The organism is Chryseobacterium lactis (assembly GCF_003815875.1).
Taxonomy (GTDB): domain Bacteria; phylum Bacteroidota; class Bacteroidia; order Flavobacteriales; family Weeksellaceae; genus Chryseobacterium; species Chryseobacterium lactis.
On sequence record NZ_CP033924.1, the window covers coordinates 1,526,433 to 1,545,105 of the forward strand.

10 protein-coding genes are annotated in these 18,673 nt (G+C 39.2%); 6 read left to right on the forward strand and 4 right to left on the reverse strand.

The window, feature by feature from the left end; genetic code table 11:
- Window positions 1-132 precede the first annotated feature (132 nt).
- The 6 genes from EG342_RS06540 (at window position 133) to EG342_RS06565 (ending at window position 10,883) form a co-directional block, all read left to right on the forward strand.
- The gene (locus EG342_RS06540; RefSeq protein WP_103288940.1) at window positions 133-2,283 is read left to right on the forward strand and encodes an endo-beta-N-acetylglucosaminidase H; all 2,151 of its coding nucleotides are present in this window, start codon (window positions 133-135) and stop codon (window positions 2,281-2,283) included.
- A 59-nt stretch (window positions 2,284-2,342) separates the two neighbouring features.
- Window positions 2,343-4,760 (forward strand): endo-beta-N-acetylglucosaminidase H, encoded by a 2,418-nt coding sequence (locus EG342_RS06545; RefSeq protein WP_103288941.1) that lies wholly within the window; start codon window positions 2,343-2,345, stop codon window positions 4,758-4,760.
- Window positions 4,761-4,885: 125 nt separating this feature from the next.
- Entirely contained in the window at window positions 4,886-5,743 is an 858-nt protein-coding gene (locus tag EG342_RS06550) for an ROK family protein (protein ID WP_103288942.1), read from the forward strand.
- 20 nt (window positions 5,744-5,763) lie between these two features.
- Window positions 5,764-8,043, forward strand: coding sequence for a GH92 family glycosyl hydrolase (locus EG342_RS06555; protein WP_103288943.1), 2,280 nt, complete (start codon window positions 5,764-5,766; stop codon window positions 8,041-8,043).
- A gap of 29 nt (window positions 8,044-8,072) precedes the next feature.
- The gene (locus tag EG342_RS06560; protein ID WP_103288944.1) at window positions 8,073-8,570 is read left to right on the forward strand and encodes a cupin domain-containing protein; all 498 of its coding nucleotides are present in this window, start codon (window positions 8,073-8,075) and stop codon (window positions 8,568-8,570) included.
- A 204-nt stretch (window positions 8,571-8,774) separates the two neighbouring features.
- Window positions 8,775-10,883: a glycoside hydrolase family 97 protein gene (locus tag EG342_RS06565; RefSeq protein ID WP_103288945.1), complete on the forward strand. Its 2,109-nt coding sequence runs from the start codon at window positions 8,775-8,777 to the stop codon at window positions 10,881-10,883.
- 250 nt (window positions 10,884-11,133) lie between these two features.
- Here the strand turns inward: EG342_RS06565 and EG342_RS06570 are convergent, their stop codons facing one another.
- The 4 genes from EG342_RS06570 to EG342_RS06585 all read right to left on the reverse strand — a co-directional run bounded on the left by EG342_RS06570 (window position 11,134) and on the right by EG342_RS06585 (window position 18,633).
- On the reverse strand, window positions 11,134-12,492 hold the full coding sequence (locus EG342_RS06570; RefSeq protein WP_103288946.1) for a sugar porter family MFS transporter: 1,359 nt from the start codon (window positions 12,490-12,492) through the stop codon (window positions 11,134-11,136).
- A 5-nt stretch (window positions 12,493-12,497) separates the two neighbouring features.
- Window positions 12,498-14,252, reverse strand: coding sequence for a class I mannose-6-phosphate isomerase (locus tag EG342_RS06575; protein WP_103288947.1), 1,755 nt, complete (start codon window positions 14,250-14,252; stop codon window positions 12,498-12,500).
- 9 nt (window positions 14,253-14,261) lie between these two features.
- A complete protein-coding gene (locus EG342_RS06580) occupies window positions 14,262-15,200 on the reverse strand; it encodes an ROK family protein (RefSeq protein ID WP_103288948.1) in 939 nt (312 codons plus the stop codon).
- Window positions 15,201-15,303: 103 nt separating this feature from the next.
- Window positions 15,304-18,633 carry a glycoside hydrolase family 38 N-terminal domain-containing protein gene (locus EG342_RS06585; protein ID WP_246008745.1) on the reverse strand — a complete coding sequence of 1,110 codons (3,330 nt, stop codon included), beginning with the start codon at window positions 18,631-18,633 and terminating at the stop codon, window positions 15,304-15,306.
- Between the last annotated feature and the right edge of the window lie 40 nt (window positions 18,634-18,673).

The window sequence follows — 18,673 nt, forward strand, 5'->3', positions numbered from 1 at the left end:
TGAATTGTGTTACAAGGCTTTTTGTTCAGAGAGGCCTTGTAGGACTCTCATTGCATACCTAATCCGTTTTTTCCTTTATAAATGAGGAGAAACGACTAGATATAACAAATCAAATAACTTAAAAAAAACAGTATGAAAAAAGCCTTTATTGCATTGATCCTATTGATCATTCACGAACAATCTGAGCTTTATGCGCAGCAGCTTAGTCCTATGGGAATCTGCTACGTGGAAGTAAACAACAACAACCTACTGAACGCAGGAGCGTACAAATTACAAACCTCAAACAACTACCTGTTTAATGTCGTCAATATCTTTGCAGCGAACATTAACTACGACACAAGCCGTGGCAGAGCTTATCTGTATAGCAATAACAATGTCACCAAAGTATTGACTAATGCAGATACCTACATCAAACCTCTTCAGCAAAAGGGAATGAAAGTAGTATTAACGATCTTAGGAAACCACCAGGGAGCCGGAATCTGTAATTTCCCAACCCGTGAGGCTGCCAAAGATTTTGCATTACAATTAGCCAATACCGTCAATACCTACGGATTGGATGGAATTGATTTCGATGATGAATACTCGGAATATGGAAATAATGGAACCGGACAGCCGAATGACAGCTCTTTTGTAATGCTCGTTCAAGAGTTGAGAGCCCTTTTGCCTAATAAAATTATCTCATTTTATTATTATGGACCAGCTGCTTCAAGGCTTTCATGGAACGGAAGCAGAGTAGGAGACAATGTCAACTACAGCTGGAATGCCAACTACGGAACATTCTCTGCTCCTAACGTTCCCCCGTTAACGAAAGCTCAGATTTCTCCTGCAGCTGTTTGGTTAGGAAATACTTCCAACTCAACTACCACCAGTCTTGCCAGTCAGACCAAAACCGGAGGATACGGATTATATCTTTGGTATGATTTGAAAGGAACTAATCAGGTGTCACAACTTTCTGCAGGTACCCAAACTTTATATGGAGAACAAACCGTTTTAAGCGGTACTTTACAATCATGGACAGCAGGAACCAACTGTGATGCTCCTATCGGTTTGTCCACAAGCAACCTTACGGGAACAAGTGCAAAATTAAATTGGACTGCCGTTGGAACAAATACATATGATATCGATTATAAAGCAGCTTCATCTACGACCTGGACGAGTGTAGCTACTGCTATGACCGGAACCTCTGCAACTATTTCAGGATTAACAGCCAATACAGAATATGACTGGAGAATCAGAACCAACTGCAGTGTGAAAAGTACCTATATGTTTGCTCCGAGGTTTAATAGCGGAGGCGGAACAACCACACCTACCGGTTCATATGCCATCAGTCTTGACGGTACCAGTAAATCAGGTTCAGCCGGGAACATCAATGTAAGTGGTTCAGCATTATCTTTTGAAGGATGGATAAAACCTTCTTCTTTTAAATCAGGATTCCCATATATTTCAGCAATCATGGGAACAGAAGCTGGTGATGCTAATTCTGCATTCTTCCGTTTAGGAGATGCCAGTCTTGCCAATAACAAACTTCAGTTTGTCCTCAGTATTAATAATGTGCAACAAAAACTGGCTTCCAATACCGCATTAAATGCCAATACATGGTATCATGTTGCAGCAACTTATGACGGAACAACCATGAAATTGTACATCAATGGAGCTCTTGACGCCAGCAAAGCTCAAACGGGAAGTGTGAGTTCGAACGGAGCGTTCAACGTTGGATATTTATACGAAGCTTCAAGAAATTTCAATGGAAAAATAGATGAGGTTCGTGTTTGGAAACGTGCATTAAGCCAAACGGAAATAAGCCAGAATATGTGTAATGTAAGTTTACCTGCCACTTCTCTTGCAGCGTATTGGAAATTTAATGAAGGTAGCGGTTCATCCGTACAAGACAATTCAGGAAATGGATTGACACTGACATTATCAGGAGCTGATGCTTCTATCTGGTCAACAGATATACCATGTACCACTTCAACAGCAAGAGCTTCAAAAAATACAGTAAGCCAAAAGGTAATCGGTTCTGAGCAGACAGGGTTGAAAAAACAATTGAAACTGTACCCGAATCCTTTAAGCAGATCTTCTCAGCTTACTATTTCTAGTCCTGAAGAATACAACAGAGGGCAGCTGAAAGTGTATAATTATAATGGAAGTTTAATGGATACACAAACATTAAAAAGCGGAGATCATGAATACAATCTGCAAAAGCTCCCTGCAGGAAATTATATCCTTCAGTTTGAATCTCAAAACGGAAGTTTGAAACAGACTGAAAAATTAATCATCAAATAAACAAACTCCATCATTGGGCTTCGGCCCAATGATTTTATCAAAACTAAAAATAGTATACTATGAAAAAAACATCTATTCTTGCTGCCCTGGCATTGCTGGGGATTCAGACAGCTTCCGTGCTTAAGGCGCAGCAGCTTAATAATCCCGTAGGTATATGTTATGTGGAGGTTAATAACAACAATATGCTTAATGCAGGGTCTTATACCTTGCAAAACAGCAATAAGCAGCTTTTTGACGTTGCCATTATCTTTGCGGCGAATATCAATTATGATGTTTCCAAAAGCAGAGCTTATATCTCAAGCAACAACAATGTGACTAAAGTATTGAACGATGTGAATACGTATGTAAAACCTTTACAACAGAAGGGGATCAAGGTATTACTGGATATTTTGGGAAATCATCAGGGAGCAGGGATTTCTAACTTTCCAAACAGAGAGGCAGCTAAAGACTTTGCTTTACAGATTGCAAATACCGTTTACACATATGGTTTAGATGGGGTAGACCTTGACGATGAATATGCAGGATATGGAAATAACGGAACAGGGCAACCGAACAGCAGCTCTTTTGTCATGCTTTTACAGGAATTAAAGGCAGCTATGCCTGATAAACTGATCACATTCTATTATCTGGGGCCTGCAACAAGCAGACAAAGTTTCGGAGGAGATGCTGCAGGGAACTATATCGACTATAGCTGGAATCCTTATTACGGAACGTACAGTGCTCCTAATGTACCGCCTCTCACTAAATCTAAACTTTCTCCAGCAGCAACGTGGATCCAGAATACAAATCCTCAGTCTACATCTACGGCTACACTTACTACGCTGGCCACCAATACTAAAAACGATGGCTACGGAGTATTCATGTGGTATGATTTGGGAGGAACGGATGTTGCCAGTTATCTGAGTACAGGATCCAATATTCTTTACAATGAAAATACACAGCTTACGGGCTCATTGTATTCATGGAGTCAGGGGGTAGCTTGCGATCCGCCCCTAGGACTTGAAGTAACTAATGTAACAGGTACTTCTGCTAAATTAAACTGGACTACTAATGGTTCTCAGACATATAATATTGATTATAAACCTGCTAACTCTACAACGTGGGTAAGCGCAGGAACCAATTATTCAGGAACTAATATTGTGATCAATAACCTGAGTTTAAACACAGATTACGACTGGAGAATTCAATCAAGCTGTTCTTCAACATTGACAAGTACTTATCTATTTGCTCCGAGATTCAATTCCGGAAACGGGTGTGCAACTCCGGCAGGTCTGGTATCCGGAAGCAATCTTGGAACGACGACACAGTTATCATGGGATGCAACAGGGGCATCTTCCTATAATTTGCAATACAAGACAACCGCAGCTACAAACTGGACGGATGTTCCAAATATTTCAACAAATACATATACCCTTCAGAATCTGTCACCCAATACCAGCTACCAATGGAAAGTACAATCGGTATGTACCGGAGGAACTGTAAGTACCTATTCCGGGGAGAGTACATTTAATAGTGGCTTTGCACCTGTTACCAGTCCGGGAGCAAGATCACTTTCATTTAATGGAAACACGAATTACCTTAATGCAGGACAATTTAACCTTAGCGGAAATGCATTGACATTTGAAGGTTGGGTAAAGGTCAATGCATTCAAAACAGGCTTCCCTTATATTTCGTCTGTAATGGGAATTGAAGTGGGAGATAATAATTCGGCAATACTTAGATTTGGAGATGGAAATCTTGCGAACAATAAATTACAGTTCATATTGAGCTTTGGATCGTCACAGATAAAATTGAACAGTAACGCAGGACTTAATACCAACACATGGTACCATATAGCTGCTACTTATGACGGGGCTTCAATGAAGTTGTATATCAATGGTACCCTTGATGCAAGTGCTACAGCAACAGGTAACTTTACCGCAAACGGTATACTTTACCTGGCCAGAAACTATGATAATTCCCGTACGCTTAATGGAAATCTGGATGAATTCAGAGTTTGGAAAAGAGCATTGACAGCACAAGAGATTTTAGATAATAAATGTAATGTAGCCGCCAATTCAACTGCATTGGAAGCAAACTGGAAAATGGATGAAGGAAGTGGTAACGGAGCTTTAGATGCTACTGCCAACACTCATTTTGCTACGCTCACCAATATGACCAATGCCAACTGGAGTACGGATGTGGCTTGTAATTCCTCATTATCTGTAGATGATCTAAAAGGCCTTGCTATCGGAAAGGAAAGCAGCGTTTATCCTAATCCTGTTAAAAAAGGAAGTGATATTCACTTTAAAATTGAGAATAATTCAGCAAGTGAAATATCTTTGTATGATATTTCCGGGAAATTATTGAAAAAACAACGAATTAATAAAAATAATAACATAGTAAATACGCAGGATTTATCTGTTGGTACCTATATTTATAAAATAATTTCAGTAGACAATCATATCTTGTCTTCAGGAAAGATTATGGTGAAGTAACCTTTGTGGTTTGCCATAATACATACCTTAGAATTAATTTTGAGATTTGAAATGGCAGGCAGGTTTTGCTTTCTTGTCTGTCCGTTTTCAACTCCTGAAACAATGAGTAAATAAATTAGAAAATAATGCAAAATATACTAGGAATAGATATTGGAGGCTCCCATATTACATTGGCTCAGGTAGATCCTGAAAAACGTGAAATCATTTCATCAACCTATGTAAGGGAACATGTAGATTCTTTTGAAAAAAAGGAAACCATTTTTTCTGCATGGGTTTCTGCAATAGAAAAAGCTTCTCATGATTTGAAAAGAGAGGATCTTCTGATAGGAGTAGCGATGCCCGGACCTTTTGATTATGAAAACGGAATTGCCCTGATGCTGCATGGGAAATTTCTTGACATCTATAACGTAAATATTAAAGAAGAGCTGGCAAAGCGTTTATCCATTTCAGTGGATCAGATTCATTTTGTAAATGATGCCGCCGCTTTTATGGAAGGTGAAGTTTTTGGAGGTTGTGTGCAGGAGTATACAAAAATTTTTGGAGTGACCCTGGGAACCGGATTTGGAACTACCTTTTATAACGGAGAAATAGCAACCGATGAAGACCTTTGGGATGCTCCTTTCAGAGATTCTATTTTTGAAGACTATATGGCGACCCGTTGGTTTGTCAACCGTTATGAAGAGTTAACCGGTGAGAAGATTTCAGGAACAAAAGAACTGCTTGAAAAGCCTCAGGAGATTCAAAATACAATGTTTGATGAATATGCAGATTCCTTTTCGGAATTTATTGTGCAGCATGTCAGCATGTATCAACCGGAAGTTTTAGTTATAGGAGGAAATATTGCCAAAGCATATCCTCATTTTGAAAAAAGATTTAATGAAAATTTAAAAAAGAATAATATTAACTTGCCGGTGAAAATCTCTGCTATTTTTGAAGATGCAGCCATTTTAGGAGCTGCAAGTTATGCGATGAAAAAAGCCTGAATAACTAATAAAATGATATAATGAAGTCTTTCTGTTCAACACTTTTTCTCCTCTTAAATGCATTGGCATTCAGCCAAAACTCATCCCTGGTGGATTATGTGAATCCATTGATGGGGACCCAGTCTAAACCTTCTTTATCCAACGGAAATACCTATCCCGCAGTTGGCCTTCCATGGGGAATGAATATCTGGACTCCTCAAACGGGTAAAATGGGTGATGGATGGGCATATACCTATGATGCAGATAAAATTAAAGGGTTTAAACAAACCCATCAGCCCTCTCCATGGATGAATGATTATGGTGCTTTTGCCATGATGCCGGGAGTAGGTAAACTAAAATTTAAAGAAGATGAACGGGCAAGCTGGTTCAGTCATAAAGCTGAGGTAGCAACGCCCTATTTTTATAGTGTGTATCTGGCAGATATCAATGTAACCACTGAGTTTACACCAACGGAAAGAGCTTCTTTCTTTAAATTTGATTTTCCTAAAACAGACAGTGCCTATGTTGTCATTGATGCCTTAAACAAAGGCTCATACATTAAGATTTTACCTAAAGAAAGAAAAATTCTGGGCTATACAACCCGATATTCAACAGGGAAATATGAAAATTTTAAAAACTATTTTGTTGTTCAGTTTGATAAAGATTTTGAGCTGACAAGAGCCTGGAAAAATGATAAACTGGTCAATGATCAGTTAGAAATTACAAGCGATCATGCAGGGGCAGTAGTTGGATTTAAATTAAAAAACAAAGAGGTAGTCTACGCAAAAGTAGCGTCTTCATTTATTAGCTTTGAACAGGCAGAGCTGAATTTGAAAAGAGAAATCGGCAACAGAAATTTTGAACAGGTAAAAACAGATGCAAAGAATATCTGGAATAAAACCCTTGGAAAATTAGAAGTGAAAGGAGGGACTGATCAGCAGATGAGAACTTTCTATTCTTCGTTATACAGAACCTTGTTCTTTCCACAGAAATTGTATGAATTTGATGCTCAAAATAAAATAAAACACTGGAGCCCGTATAACGGTAAAATCGCTGACGGCAAAATGTTTGCCGGAACCGGATTCTGGGATACTTTCCGTGCTTTATATCCTTTCTTGAACCTGGTTTATCCAAGTATTAACGTAGAAATGCAGGAAGGACTGGCCAATGCTTACAAGGAAGGAGGTTTCTTACCGGAATGGAGCAGCCCGGGATATTCTGATATTATGATTGGAAATAATTCTGCTTCAGTAGTGGCAGATGCCTATATCAAAGGACTTCGTGGATATGATGTGGAAACTTTATGGCAAGCTGTAAAACATGGTGCCAATAATGAAGGGCCTATTGAAGCGGTAGGTCGTGCAGGAGTACAATATTACAATACATTAGGCTATGTTCCTTATGATGTAAAAATCAATGAAAATGCAGCCAGAACATTGGAATATGCTTATGATGATTTTTCCATTTACCAATTGGGAAAAGCCTTAGGAAAACCTGCTTCAGAAATTGATATTTACAAAAAAAGAGCGTATAATTACAAAAATGTGTTCGATAAAGAAACCGGTTTAATGCGTGGTAAGAATAAAGACGGTAATTTCCAGAAGCCTTTCAACCCTTTTAAATGGGGTGATGCTTTTACAGAAGGAAACAGCTGGCATTATACCTGGTCTGTTTTTCAGGATATTGACGGGCTGTCAGAATTGATGGGCGGTAAAAAGAAGTTTGAAGCCAAACTTGATGAGGTATTTTCACTTCCACCGGTATTTGATGACAGTTATTACGGCGGGGTGATTCATGAGATCAGAGAAATGCAGATCATGAATATGGGGCAATATGCCCACGGAAACCAGCCGATACAGCATATGATTTATCTCTATAACTATGCCGGAGCTCCGTATAAAACACAATATTGGACAAGACAGGTTATGAATAAGCTCTATATGGCTACGCCAGACGGATACTGTGGAGATGAAGATAACGGGCAGACTTCTGCATGGTATGTTTTCTCAGCCTTAGGATTCTATCCGGTGACGCCTGCTACAGATCAATATGTACTGGGAGCACCATTATTCAAGGAAGCAACTATTCATCTTGAAAACGGAAAGAAAATTGAAATAAAAGCACCGGAAAACAATGCAGATAATCTGTATGTAAAGTCATTGAATGTTAATCAACAGCCTTATTCCAAAAACTGGTTAAGTCATCAGGAGCTGATGAAAGGAGCAGTTCTGGATTTTAAAATGGATAGCAAGCCAAACAAAGAAAGAGGTTCACAGGAAAAAGACTTTCCGTATTCAATGTCAAAAGAACAATCAAAATAAAATAATTTAACACTTAGAAATACAACTGTATGAGTACAGAAAAGAAAGAAATATTCGAAAGAGTAGAAGAGATGCTGGGAGCGCAAGGGTTTACTATTGCAGCAAAAGATGATACAAGACCATGGGGAGGATTTTTTGTAATTGATGAAAATCAGGCACAGGATTTTGCCAACCAGTATTTTGAGGGTATTGATGTTGAAAACTTAAGAATAGGAGGGAAATTAAGCCCTAAAATTCTTATTGTGGCTCCGCAGGCGAGATTAAGCTGGCAGTATCACCACAGAAGAGCCGAGATCTGGCAGGTTGTGGAAGGTACCGTAGGAATCAAAAGAAGCAGTACCGACGACGAAGGTGAAGTAGCAGAATACAATCCAAAAGATCAGGTAAAGCTTCAGCAGGGAGAAAGACACCGTTTAATCGGGTTAGATGGCTGGGGAATTGTTGCTGAAATCTGGCAACATACCGATGCTTCCAATCCTTCAGACGAAGACGACATCGTTCGTGTACAGGATGATTTCGGAAGATAATTACCTATAAAAACATTTATTTCTTCCCTTCAGAATTGTTGAGGGGAAGAATATAATGTCACTTGCCTCTTTTCGGATTCAGTATTTCTTAAGCGACTTCTCTACACGTTTGCACCTCCGATGAATCCTGAACTTATGATTTCCGGTCATCATTTTTATATGACGGAATGAATTTCTTTTTAAATAATTAAATAGCTGAAGATCATGATAAAAAATATTTTCACCCTCTGCATATCTGTTGTATGCGGAATCATTATACATGCTCAATCATTCGAATCTCCCAATGGTAAACTGCAACTGAACTTTGCCATCAAAGAAGAAGGAAGCCCGTATTATGCGCTTCAATATAAAGGGAAAACCATTGTGAAGGATAGTAAACTGGGATTTATTTTAAAACCTTCCACCTCTTATTTTTCAGGATTTAAAGTAGAAAATATCAGCTATACTTCTGAAAACAATACCTGGAAAACCGTTTGGGGCCCGAACAAAGAAGTCAATGATCATTATAAAGAAATGCTGGTTCATCTGGTGCAAAATAAAACAGGCTGGAAACTGGATATCCGATTCAGACTTTTTGATGACGGATTAGGTTTCAGATATGAATTTCCCGTTCAACCTGAGTTGAGACATTTTACGATCAATAATGAACTTACCTCTTTTAATCTGGGAAAAGATTATAAAGCATTCTGGATTCCCGCAGATTATGATACCAATGAATTTCCGGTAACCACTTCAGCATTATCCCGAATTTCAGGGTTAATTGATGAGGTAAGAAAAGAACCGTTGGCAGCCAAAGCTCCAAGTACAAGTTTAGCCGTACAAACCCCATTGATGCTGAAGTCTCAGGACGGAATTTACATCAACATCCATGAAGCTGCTCTGGTTAATTTTCCGGCAATGACCCTGAATCTTGATGATAAAAACTTTATTCTATCCTCTAACCTTACTCCCGATAAAAACGGTGACAGAGGGTTTATTCAAACCGGTTCAGTAAGCCCGTGGCGTACAATGATCATCAGTGACGACGCAAGAGAAATACTATCTTCCAATCTTATTGTTAATCTGAATGAACCCAACAAAATTGAGGATCCTTCATGGATAAAACCGACTAAATATATCGGAGTATGGTGGGAATATTTTACAGGAGGCGGGTCTACCTGGGCCTTTTCTGATAATCAGGATATCCGAATCGGAGAAACAGATTATAAAACTCTAAAACCGAATGGCAGACATGGTGCCAATACAAAACATGTCAAAGAATATATTGACTTTGCCGCAGCGAATGGATTTGATGCCGTTCTGGTGGAAGGCTGGAACGAAGGCTGGGAAGATAACCAGGCGTACAGAAAAGAACATATTTACAGCTTTACCAAAGCATACCCGGACTTTGATGTAAAAGAACTTCAAGCCTATGCAAAAAGGAAAAATGTAAAAATCATTATGCATCACGAAAGTACTTCTTCAGTAGTCGATTATGAAAGACAATTAAAAGATGCCTTTAGATTTATGAAGGATAACGGATATAATGCGGTAAAAACAGGATATGTTGGCCCTATAATTCCCCGAAGTGAATATCATGACGGCCAATGGATGGTCAACCATTACAGATATGTTGCTGAAACTGCTGCTCAGTATCAGATTATGGTCAATTCACATGAAGCCGTACGACCTACAGGATTACACCGGACATATCCCAACTGGATTGCCCAGGAGTCTGCCAGAGGAACAGAATTTGAATCTTTTAACGGAAACAAACCGGATCATACCACCATTCTTCCTTTTACCCGTTTGATTGGTGGACCAATGGATTATACTCCCGGGATCTTTGAAGGTGATCTTTCCGTTTATGGAAATAATAAAGCGAAATTAAGTACAACATTGACCAAACAACTTGCTCTTTATATTACGATGTACAGCCCGCTTCAAATGGCTGCGGATCTTATTGAAAACTACAAAAAATACCCTGACGCCTTTCAGTTTATTAAAGATGTTGCCGTAGACTGGGATTCCTCGTATATCCTTGAGGCAGAACCGGGCGATTATGTTACCATCGCAAGAAAAGCTAAAAATAAAAATGAATGGTTTGTCGGAAGTATCACCGATGAAAACCCAAGAGAAGCCACCGTAGATTTATCATTCCTTCCGAAAGGTCAAAAATTTGAAGCCATTATTTATAAAGATGGAAAAAATGCCAGCTGGAATCATAATCCCAAAAGCTATGAAATTTCCAAACAAAAGGTAAAGTCAAGTGAGAAACTTAAAATAGAAGTAGCACCGGGCGGAGGATTTGCCATTAGCATAAAACCTGTTTAATTTAGCAAAGAGAAAAGGTCATTTTTTATAATTATAAAGAAAAAACATCAATAGGAGCGGACTTTAGTCCGCTTTCTTATTATATCCCATAATCTGGTTTCAGCCAAAACGTATTTGTTTTCAATGTTTTTTGCCACGAATCCGCGAATAAAAAATATTGATGCATTGGTAGCTGGGGCATCAATAGGAGCGGACTTTAGTCCGCTTTCTTAATGATACCCTAGTCAATCTGGCTTTAGCCTAAACTTATTTATTCCCGATCCGTCCACTCTTTTTCTATCTCTTCCAACGTCTTTCCTTTCGTCTCAGGGATCGTCTTCCAGATAAAAATAAAGGTGAATACTGCAATAATCGTATAAATCCAGAATGTACAGGCACTTCCTACAGATCCGATCAGAACAGGGAAAGTCTGTGAGACCAGAAATACAGCCAGCCACAAAAAGAAAGTGGCCACAGACATGGCTGTAGCACGGGCTTTTGTAGGGAAAATTTCAGCGATAACAACGAAAGTAAGCGGTCCCAATGACATCGCAAAACAGGCAATATAGCCGAGTATCGCGATAAGCAATAGATATCCTTGTTGTTGTGTGTAAAAAACAAGACCTGTAATGAACAAACAAATAGTCATTCCTGAAATACCAAGTAATAATAGCTTTTTTCGTCCCCAATGATCCACATATTGTATGGCAACCAATGTGAAAATAACATTGATAATGCCTAACAGAATAGTTTGCATAAAAGCAGAGTCTGATCCAACACCGATAGATTTAAAAATTTCAGGAGCATAGTACATAATGGCGTTAATTCCGGTAATCTGAGAAAGAATAGCCAGCAAAATACCGATTCCCATTGCCCGCTTGAGTTGCGGAGCCTTTATATCAGAAAAAGAAAATGGGGTTTCATCTTTTAGTGATTCATTGATAGATTCTAATTCCTGCTGAGCGAGTTCAGCACCATTAATTTGAGTAAGAATATCCAGTGCTTCTGAATTTCGTTGATGGGATGCCAGCCAGCGAGGACTCTCGGGAATCGTTAGCAATAAAAGGATAAAGATAATAGATGGAATAACCCCTGAGCCAAACATCCATCGCCACCCGGTAGAAATATTCCAGGTTTCATTATGAATTCCGGCGATATAGGCATTCACGAAATAAATAACCAGAATTCCCGTGACAATCCCCAATTGAAAAATGGAGATTAAACGTCCTCTTATTGCCGCCGGAGCCATTTCCGAGATATACATAGGGGAAAGCATGGAAGCAATCCCGATTCCCATACCTCCGATAATTCTGAATACGACGAAAAACAAAAGGTTGGGAGCTACAGCTGTCCCTATGGAAGAAATCACAAACAATAAGGCAGAAAGCATCAATACCTTTTTCCTTCCGACATGATCACTAAGTTTCCCGGAATACATTGCTCCCACAATACATCCGAGAAGTGCACATGAAGCCACCCAGCCCATCATCACATCAGAAAGATGATAGTAGATTTTCATAAAACCGATGGCTCCGGAAATCACGGCCGTATCATAACCGAATAATAAACCACCCACAGAAGCGACAAGAGTTGATTTATAAATAAGAGTTGAGTGTGAAGTTGATGACATAGCTTTTATTTTAAAACTTTATGGGAAATCATCTCTGTACGGATGCTGGCCTTAATGGTTACGCATTCTTTTCCGGCACTTTCTCCGTGAGGAGTGATGGTGTAGGCTCCGACTTGAGCAGGAACAATAAATGTTTCTGCATAATGGATGATATAAGGTTCAAAACGATGATCAGGGCTTTCTACAATTACTTCACGACCTTCTATCAGGTTTAGCACATTGACTAGACCTTCCGTATGATGAACTACTTTTTTGGTAAACCAATGCCTTCTGGTTTCAATAAACGACATAGAATCTAATCCGGTACGTTCTTCACGCCAGCCATCGCCTTCCTGTACAACTTCTGTAAGATTCAGAATGTTTTTCTGAGTCCAGGAAGTCTTACGATCCCATTGAATGACATTTTTTCCATGTTCCAGAGATATCGGTCTCGGTTTTCCATCCAGTCCCATTCTTCCCCAATCCCAAAGCTTAAAGGTAAAGATATAAGGAGTGGCACTAATTTCCAATACCACGGAATTAGCTCCTGAACAATGTACAGTTCCTGCCGGTATGGAAACATGATCATGCTTTTTCATGGGCCATTTTTGTACATATTGATCCGCATCAAAAGGGATAGAGTGATTTTGTGCCGCAGTAAGATCTTTCATCATACATTCAGGATCGATATTTTCTTTCAACCCAAGGTAGACAAAAGCATCCTCTTTTACATCCAACATATAATAGCTTTCATCCTGAGTATAGGTCATCCCGAATTTTTCTTTGATATATTCTTTCAACGGGTGTACCTGCAAACTTAGATTACCTCCTTCCATCGTATCCAGAAAGTCAAAGCGGATAGGAAATTCATCTCCAAATCCTTCATACACCTGTTTTCCAAGCAAAGCTTCCGGTTGGAAAAATACAAGATTCAGGGAAGGAATTTCAAACACCTGGTCTCCGAAACCTAATAATAAACTGTTTTCTTCCGGTACACAGTCAAATCCCCATGCATAATTAGGCTGGCTTCTGTCCAGGTCACAGACTTCTTTCAGCCATTGTCCGCCCCATGGACCCGGATCGAAAAACGGGACCACCCTGAAAGGTTGTTGTACCGTTTGTTGGAGAGCCTCAAACAAAGCAGTTGTCTTTATCATTTTAGGCTGATGAGGAACGGTTGTATCCAGTACAAAATGAGACTGGTTTAAAATTCTTTTTTTGTAGCGATCACAAACTCGCCAATCAACAAAATAAGCATGTTTATATTGATAAGAAAAAGAATCGGTATAGTTGGTTCTTCCGAGATTGCAGGCTGTGTTTTGTCGGAAACGCTTCTGTATTTCCCATCGGGGCATGTCTGCATACAGGATCATATCAGGTTTTTCGCTTACTAAAGCTGCTCCGGGTCCTATAATTATTGTACATCCTTTTATTTCATCCAGCTTTTTACGAAGATCTGTTATTTTTGAGGAGTCAAAATAATCTTCCAGTTCCAGCGGATTTATATAACCAAATACGGGATCATCAGTAACATAGTTCTGTACCATGGCCGAAATTTCGTTCTCCGGTTTCATTGCTTCTGGAGTATTAATAATTAATTCAGGTTGTAAAAATTGCTTTACAGCAGCAATAATTTCATTTATGAATACTCCGGGATAGCATTCAATAGCAACGGTTTCGGGAGTGTTTACAGTGAGTTCTTTTAAAATATCTTCCCAACCCGCGATACAGGTATGATCTTTTATGGGGATAATAGGAAATTTATTGAAATTTGATTTCATTTTTTTTGATTAATGGTTGATAAGATGAGTGATCCCAAGCAATGCTGCAGTACGGGGGAAATTTCCTTCCTCAATTTGTACTTTTCCCCAGGGAGTCCATGCATGAGTTTCGATATGTTGCCTGATATAGGGAAGAATATAAAAGTTGCTGGCCATAATGCCTCCCGTGAGTATCAGAACTTCAGGATCATAAGCATGGATGAGGTTGATGGCACAGGCAGACCAGGCTTGCAGACTCTGGTCACGAATAGCTATTGCAGTAATATCTCCTTCTTCAGCCAGCCTGAAGATGAGCTCATAATCAATGACAAGCTCTGGAGCGAGTCTGCTTTCTTTAAAGTCCTTGTTCATCTCTGCGATAGTCTGGAGATTCCAGGTAGAGGCTTCGGTTTCTACGCATCCTTTATTGCCGCAGTTGCAAAGATTTCCTTTGTAATTAATTACAGAGTGGCCTCCTAATATACCGGCGGTAAAATGTTTTCCTTTCAATAACTGGCTTTCCATAACTACAGCGCTTCCAATACCCGTTCCTAAAGTCATGAGGACAATATTATCGTAAGTTTTTGCTTTTCCATATTTCCATTCTCCTATTAGTGCAGAACGGGCATCATTTTCAATAGAAAAGGGGAGGTTAAAAGCTTGCAAGCACCATTCTTCCAGATTAATTTCCGGAGCGTCGCTGAATTTTTTATCAATTGAAAGAATTTTTTTCTGAATACTGTCTACAATTCCCGGAGAAGCAATACCTAATCCTGCAATGTCAGAATTTGTTAAGTTATGGCGACTCAACAGATTTTCTATTGTTCTTTGTATGAAAGGCAGCTTTGCAGCAAGTCCCTTTCCCGAGTCAGCATCAATGGAAATATAAGATAAAATCGTTTCTTCCTGTACAAGACCGATCTTAATCTTTGTTCCGCCCATGTCTATGGCAATTACTGGTTTCGACATTGTCTGATTTGATTTAAATATTGACAAATACTTATTGTTGCTACTCAAACCTTATAGGTTTCGATCAAAAACACTCACTTTTAATGAATTGAAGCGTTTTCTGTTAGGGAATTACTTTAATTTCAAGTACACCCATTCCATCTAAACTAAATTTATCGGTAACAGGTAGTTGCTTTCCTGTTTTAAGGTTGATAAGCTTTACAGGTTTAAGTTTTTCCCACTGAAATGAGGTCATTTGTTCCTTTTCATCCGGGTTATATAATCTGATTATATAGCTTTGATCTTCCTGTGGAGTAATACTTGTGACCACAATTTTGTCATTGCTTATGTAAAAAAGACTTCCTGTATTGAAAGATTTATCTTTAACAGGAATCGCCACCAGAGGTTGTGTAAAAGCGGTTGCCGATTTTTCATTTTCTACAGAATTAAAACCATCGTGCGGTCGCAGCACATAGTGGTAATGAACCGGACCTTCCTGATCTGCTTTATAATTAGTGTGCCAGTAGTTGTTCATCGCATAACTGAACCAATTTGTTGTTCCTGGCGTACCATTATCTTTCCATTTTTTGTGGCTGTTGTCGATGATCATTCTTTCGTCAATCATTTCAGCAGCTTCAATCAGAGGGGTTTCCAACATCATCCACTGAATTCCTTTTTGATCTGAAGAAGCATCGACCCAACGGCGGCTGTACCAATAGTCCATGTTGGAACCTGGAAGCTGATCGGTAAGGTATTTCATATTGCCATAGCCTGCATCTATCATAATATTTTTGAATTCGCGGTTAAAAGGAAAACCAAAATGGACAGCTTCTTTGGTACGAACCGGTTTTTTATCTACAATATTTTCCAGTGCTACTTCGTCACTGTCGGCGTTGATGGTAATAATTCTTTCAAGTCTTTTAGCTCCTGGAGCTTCAGATATTAATGATATTTTTGCCAGTACAGGCCCGTTTTCCATTATTTTCATCTGTACATCAGCATTAGAGACTGCTTCTTGTGGATCAGATCCCGGAACATACCAGTAAGAATTTAATCCCTGATCTTTAAAATTTCCTGCATAATTGATAGTACTACTATTTGTGAGATGAGTAATACTTCCTGCTTTTTTATCCCAGGTAACTGTAATTTTTCCGTTCGAAATACTGCTGTCTGTGATAATAAACGGAGACGGAGAAGATACTTTGTTTTTAATAAAAGTATATGTTGCAGATCCCAGAGCCGGAACATTTTTGGCTAAAAATGTCATTGTTCCGTTCTTTAGTTTTTGCAGAGGCAGTTTCTGACCTGTAGCATCTTGTACTGCATTAGCCTCAGTGTTTCCTGGAACAATCACTACGCCATCTCTCACCCACGATGAGGTATTGAATACAGCTATTGTGTTGGACGTAGAATTTGCCAGAGGCTGAAGCAGTTCTTTTTCCAGCTTTTCGGCTAGAGAGCTACCATCCAATGAAAATTGTTTTTTTACTTTCCATTGATCTGCCACGAATGGGAGATCAGGTGCTGTAATACTATTGAAAGCTCCCCATGTATGCTCATGAAATAGAATAACATTTCTCCATGCTTCATAAAAGTGTTGGTTGTTATACTGACGGGGATTTATCATAGAATAAAGAGTCGTCAGTTGTTGCAGTTTTAAACTGCTGTTTCTGTTGATTCCCTCTTCCCTGGCGGTAGACATGGCTCCATCTTCCCAATACGGACTGATATCTCCTTTTACAACAGGGATTTTATCGCCGTATTTCTTTTCAAATACTTCGAACATTTTTTCATTGGTACTCAGTACAATTTTTGGAGAAGTGTATTTTTTATTCCATTCATCTACAAATTGGGATATGGTGGGATCTATAGGTCCATTGTCGGCAACAATATTGTAACGCCATTGTACCATATCATAAGGATAATTGGTGTTGTTAAGGTCTTCAAGGTATTCCGCAATTTTTTTCTGACCGTTATCAAATACATCTCCGGGATGTACACCATGCCATGAGGAATAGCCTCTTCCGGCGGTCCAGAATAATATTTTTTCTTTTCCCGAAGGAGATTGCCACCACACCGGTTTATCCCCCCAGTTTTTCACAAAATTTCCGACACGGTCTCCCAGATAAGGATTTGTTTTTCCAAGATAATTTGGGCCGCTTGAGAAGTATTTTACTCCTGATGAAGTAAGGGCAGGTACTAATGACCAGGCAAATCCCGGGACATCAGACATCATGGCACTGTTGATTTTTAGACCAAATTCTTTTTCCAGTTTTTGAGCATATTCCGTGTAGTGGAATAATTCTTCCGGCTGGCTAAGCCCTGTTAAAATATTACCATACATGGCAGAAAGACCAATACCACCTTCTTTTACCGCTTTTACAAAGGCCTTTTTATCTTCTGCGGTGGCATTTTTCATAAAGTTTTCTACATCCCAAAGCGCTTCCACATTATATTTGAAACGGGCTTCTTCAGGAAAATTCTTGGTCTTCTCGATCATGGAAAGAGCTTCATAGATATTCTTTGTATGAATTTTTTCGACTTCAGCCTGCAAATGTGAATATCCGACATCCGTATGAGAATGATGAATGAAATATAAAGTACGGGGTACTATTGCCTGGGCTTGAATCGTTTTTCTCAGAAGTTCTTTCTTTCCTGAAGTAACTACCAATTCCAGCTTGCCTCCTTCAGATGAAAGAGAAACAGGAATATCAAATGTTTTAATCCCATCCGGCATGGTAAAAGAGAAAGTATCTTTGTTGGCTATTTTTGCTGTTATTTTTTGCTCCGGTCCGAAGTGCAATGTGGTAAGTGTTAAAAGACGTTTACCGTCTTTTAAAAGAAAGGGAGTAGATTGAGCGTCTATCTTTTCCTGGAAAGTGAATTTATAGGTCATCATCCAGTCTCTGCTGTTCTGAGCCTGGCCGACTATTTTTAAACGGAGAGGTTTCCCCGGTGTTACCCTATTGACAGGCACTCTCAGATAGGCAATCCCGTAAGAGTCCTTTAACCCGTCTGTTTTGGTTTGATGGAATACAAAAGCCGTGCTGTCTGCTGCTTTGGAAATCCAATCCGGGTGTTGGTTGGCAGGGTAAGTAGTCAGGGTTAATGCTTTTTGGTCATTGATATATAAGTCAAAATTTCTGGGTCCTCCACTTGTTCCAGATGAATGGGAAACTAACCAGTTGAAATAGATGTACTGACCTGTAATTTTCTGTGGAGTGGGAGCTGTTTCCCACTCAATGGTTTTCTTACCATCGGTGGTTCTGGTTAATAATGCCCTGTTGGCATGATCCGGGAAAGCTGAAAAATAATCGATGTTTTCACCGCTTATTTCACGTTCATATCCGTTAATGGGATGTATGTTTCCAAAGTATGGAACTTTTTTCTGACCATATACAAAATTGCCTGTCATCAGGAAGGACACCAGCAAAAGAAAATACCTGTTATACATGAGCTTAGTTTTTATAATTATATGTTAGAATGTTTGAACA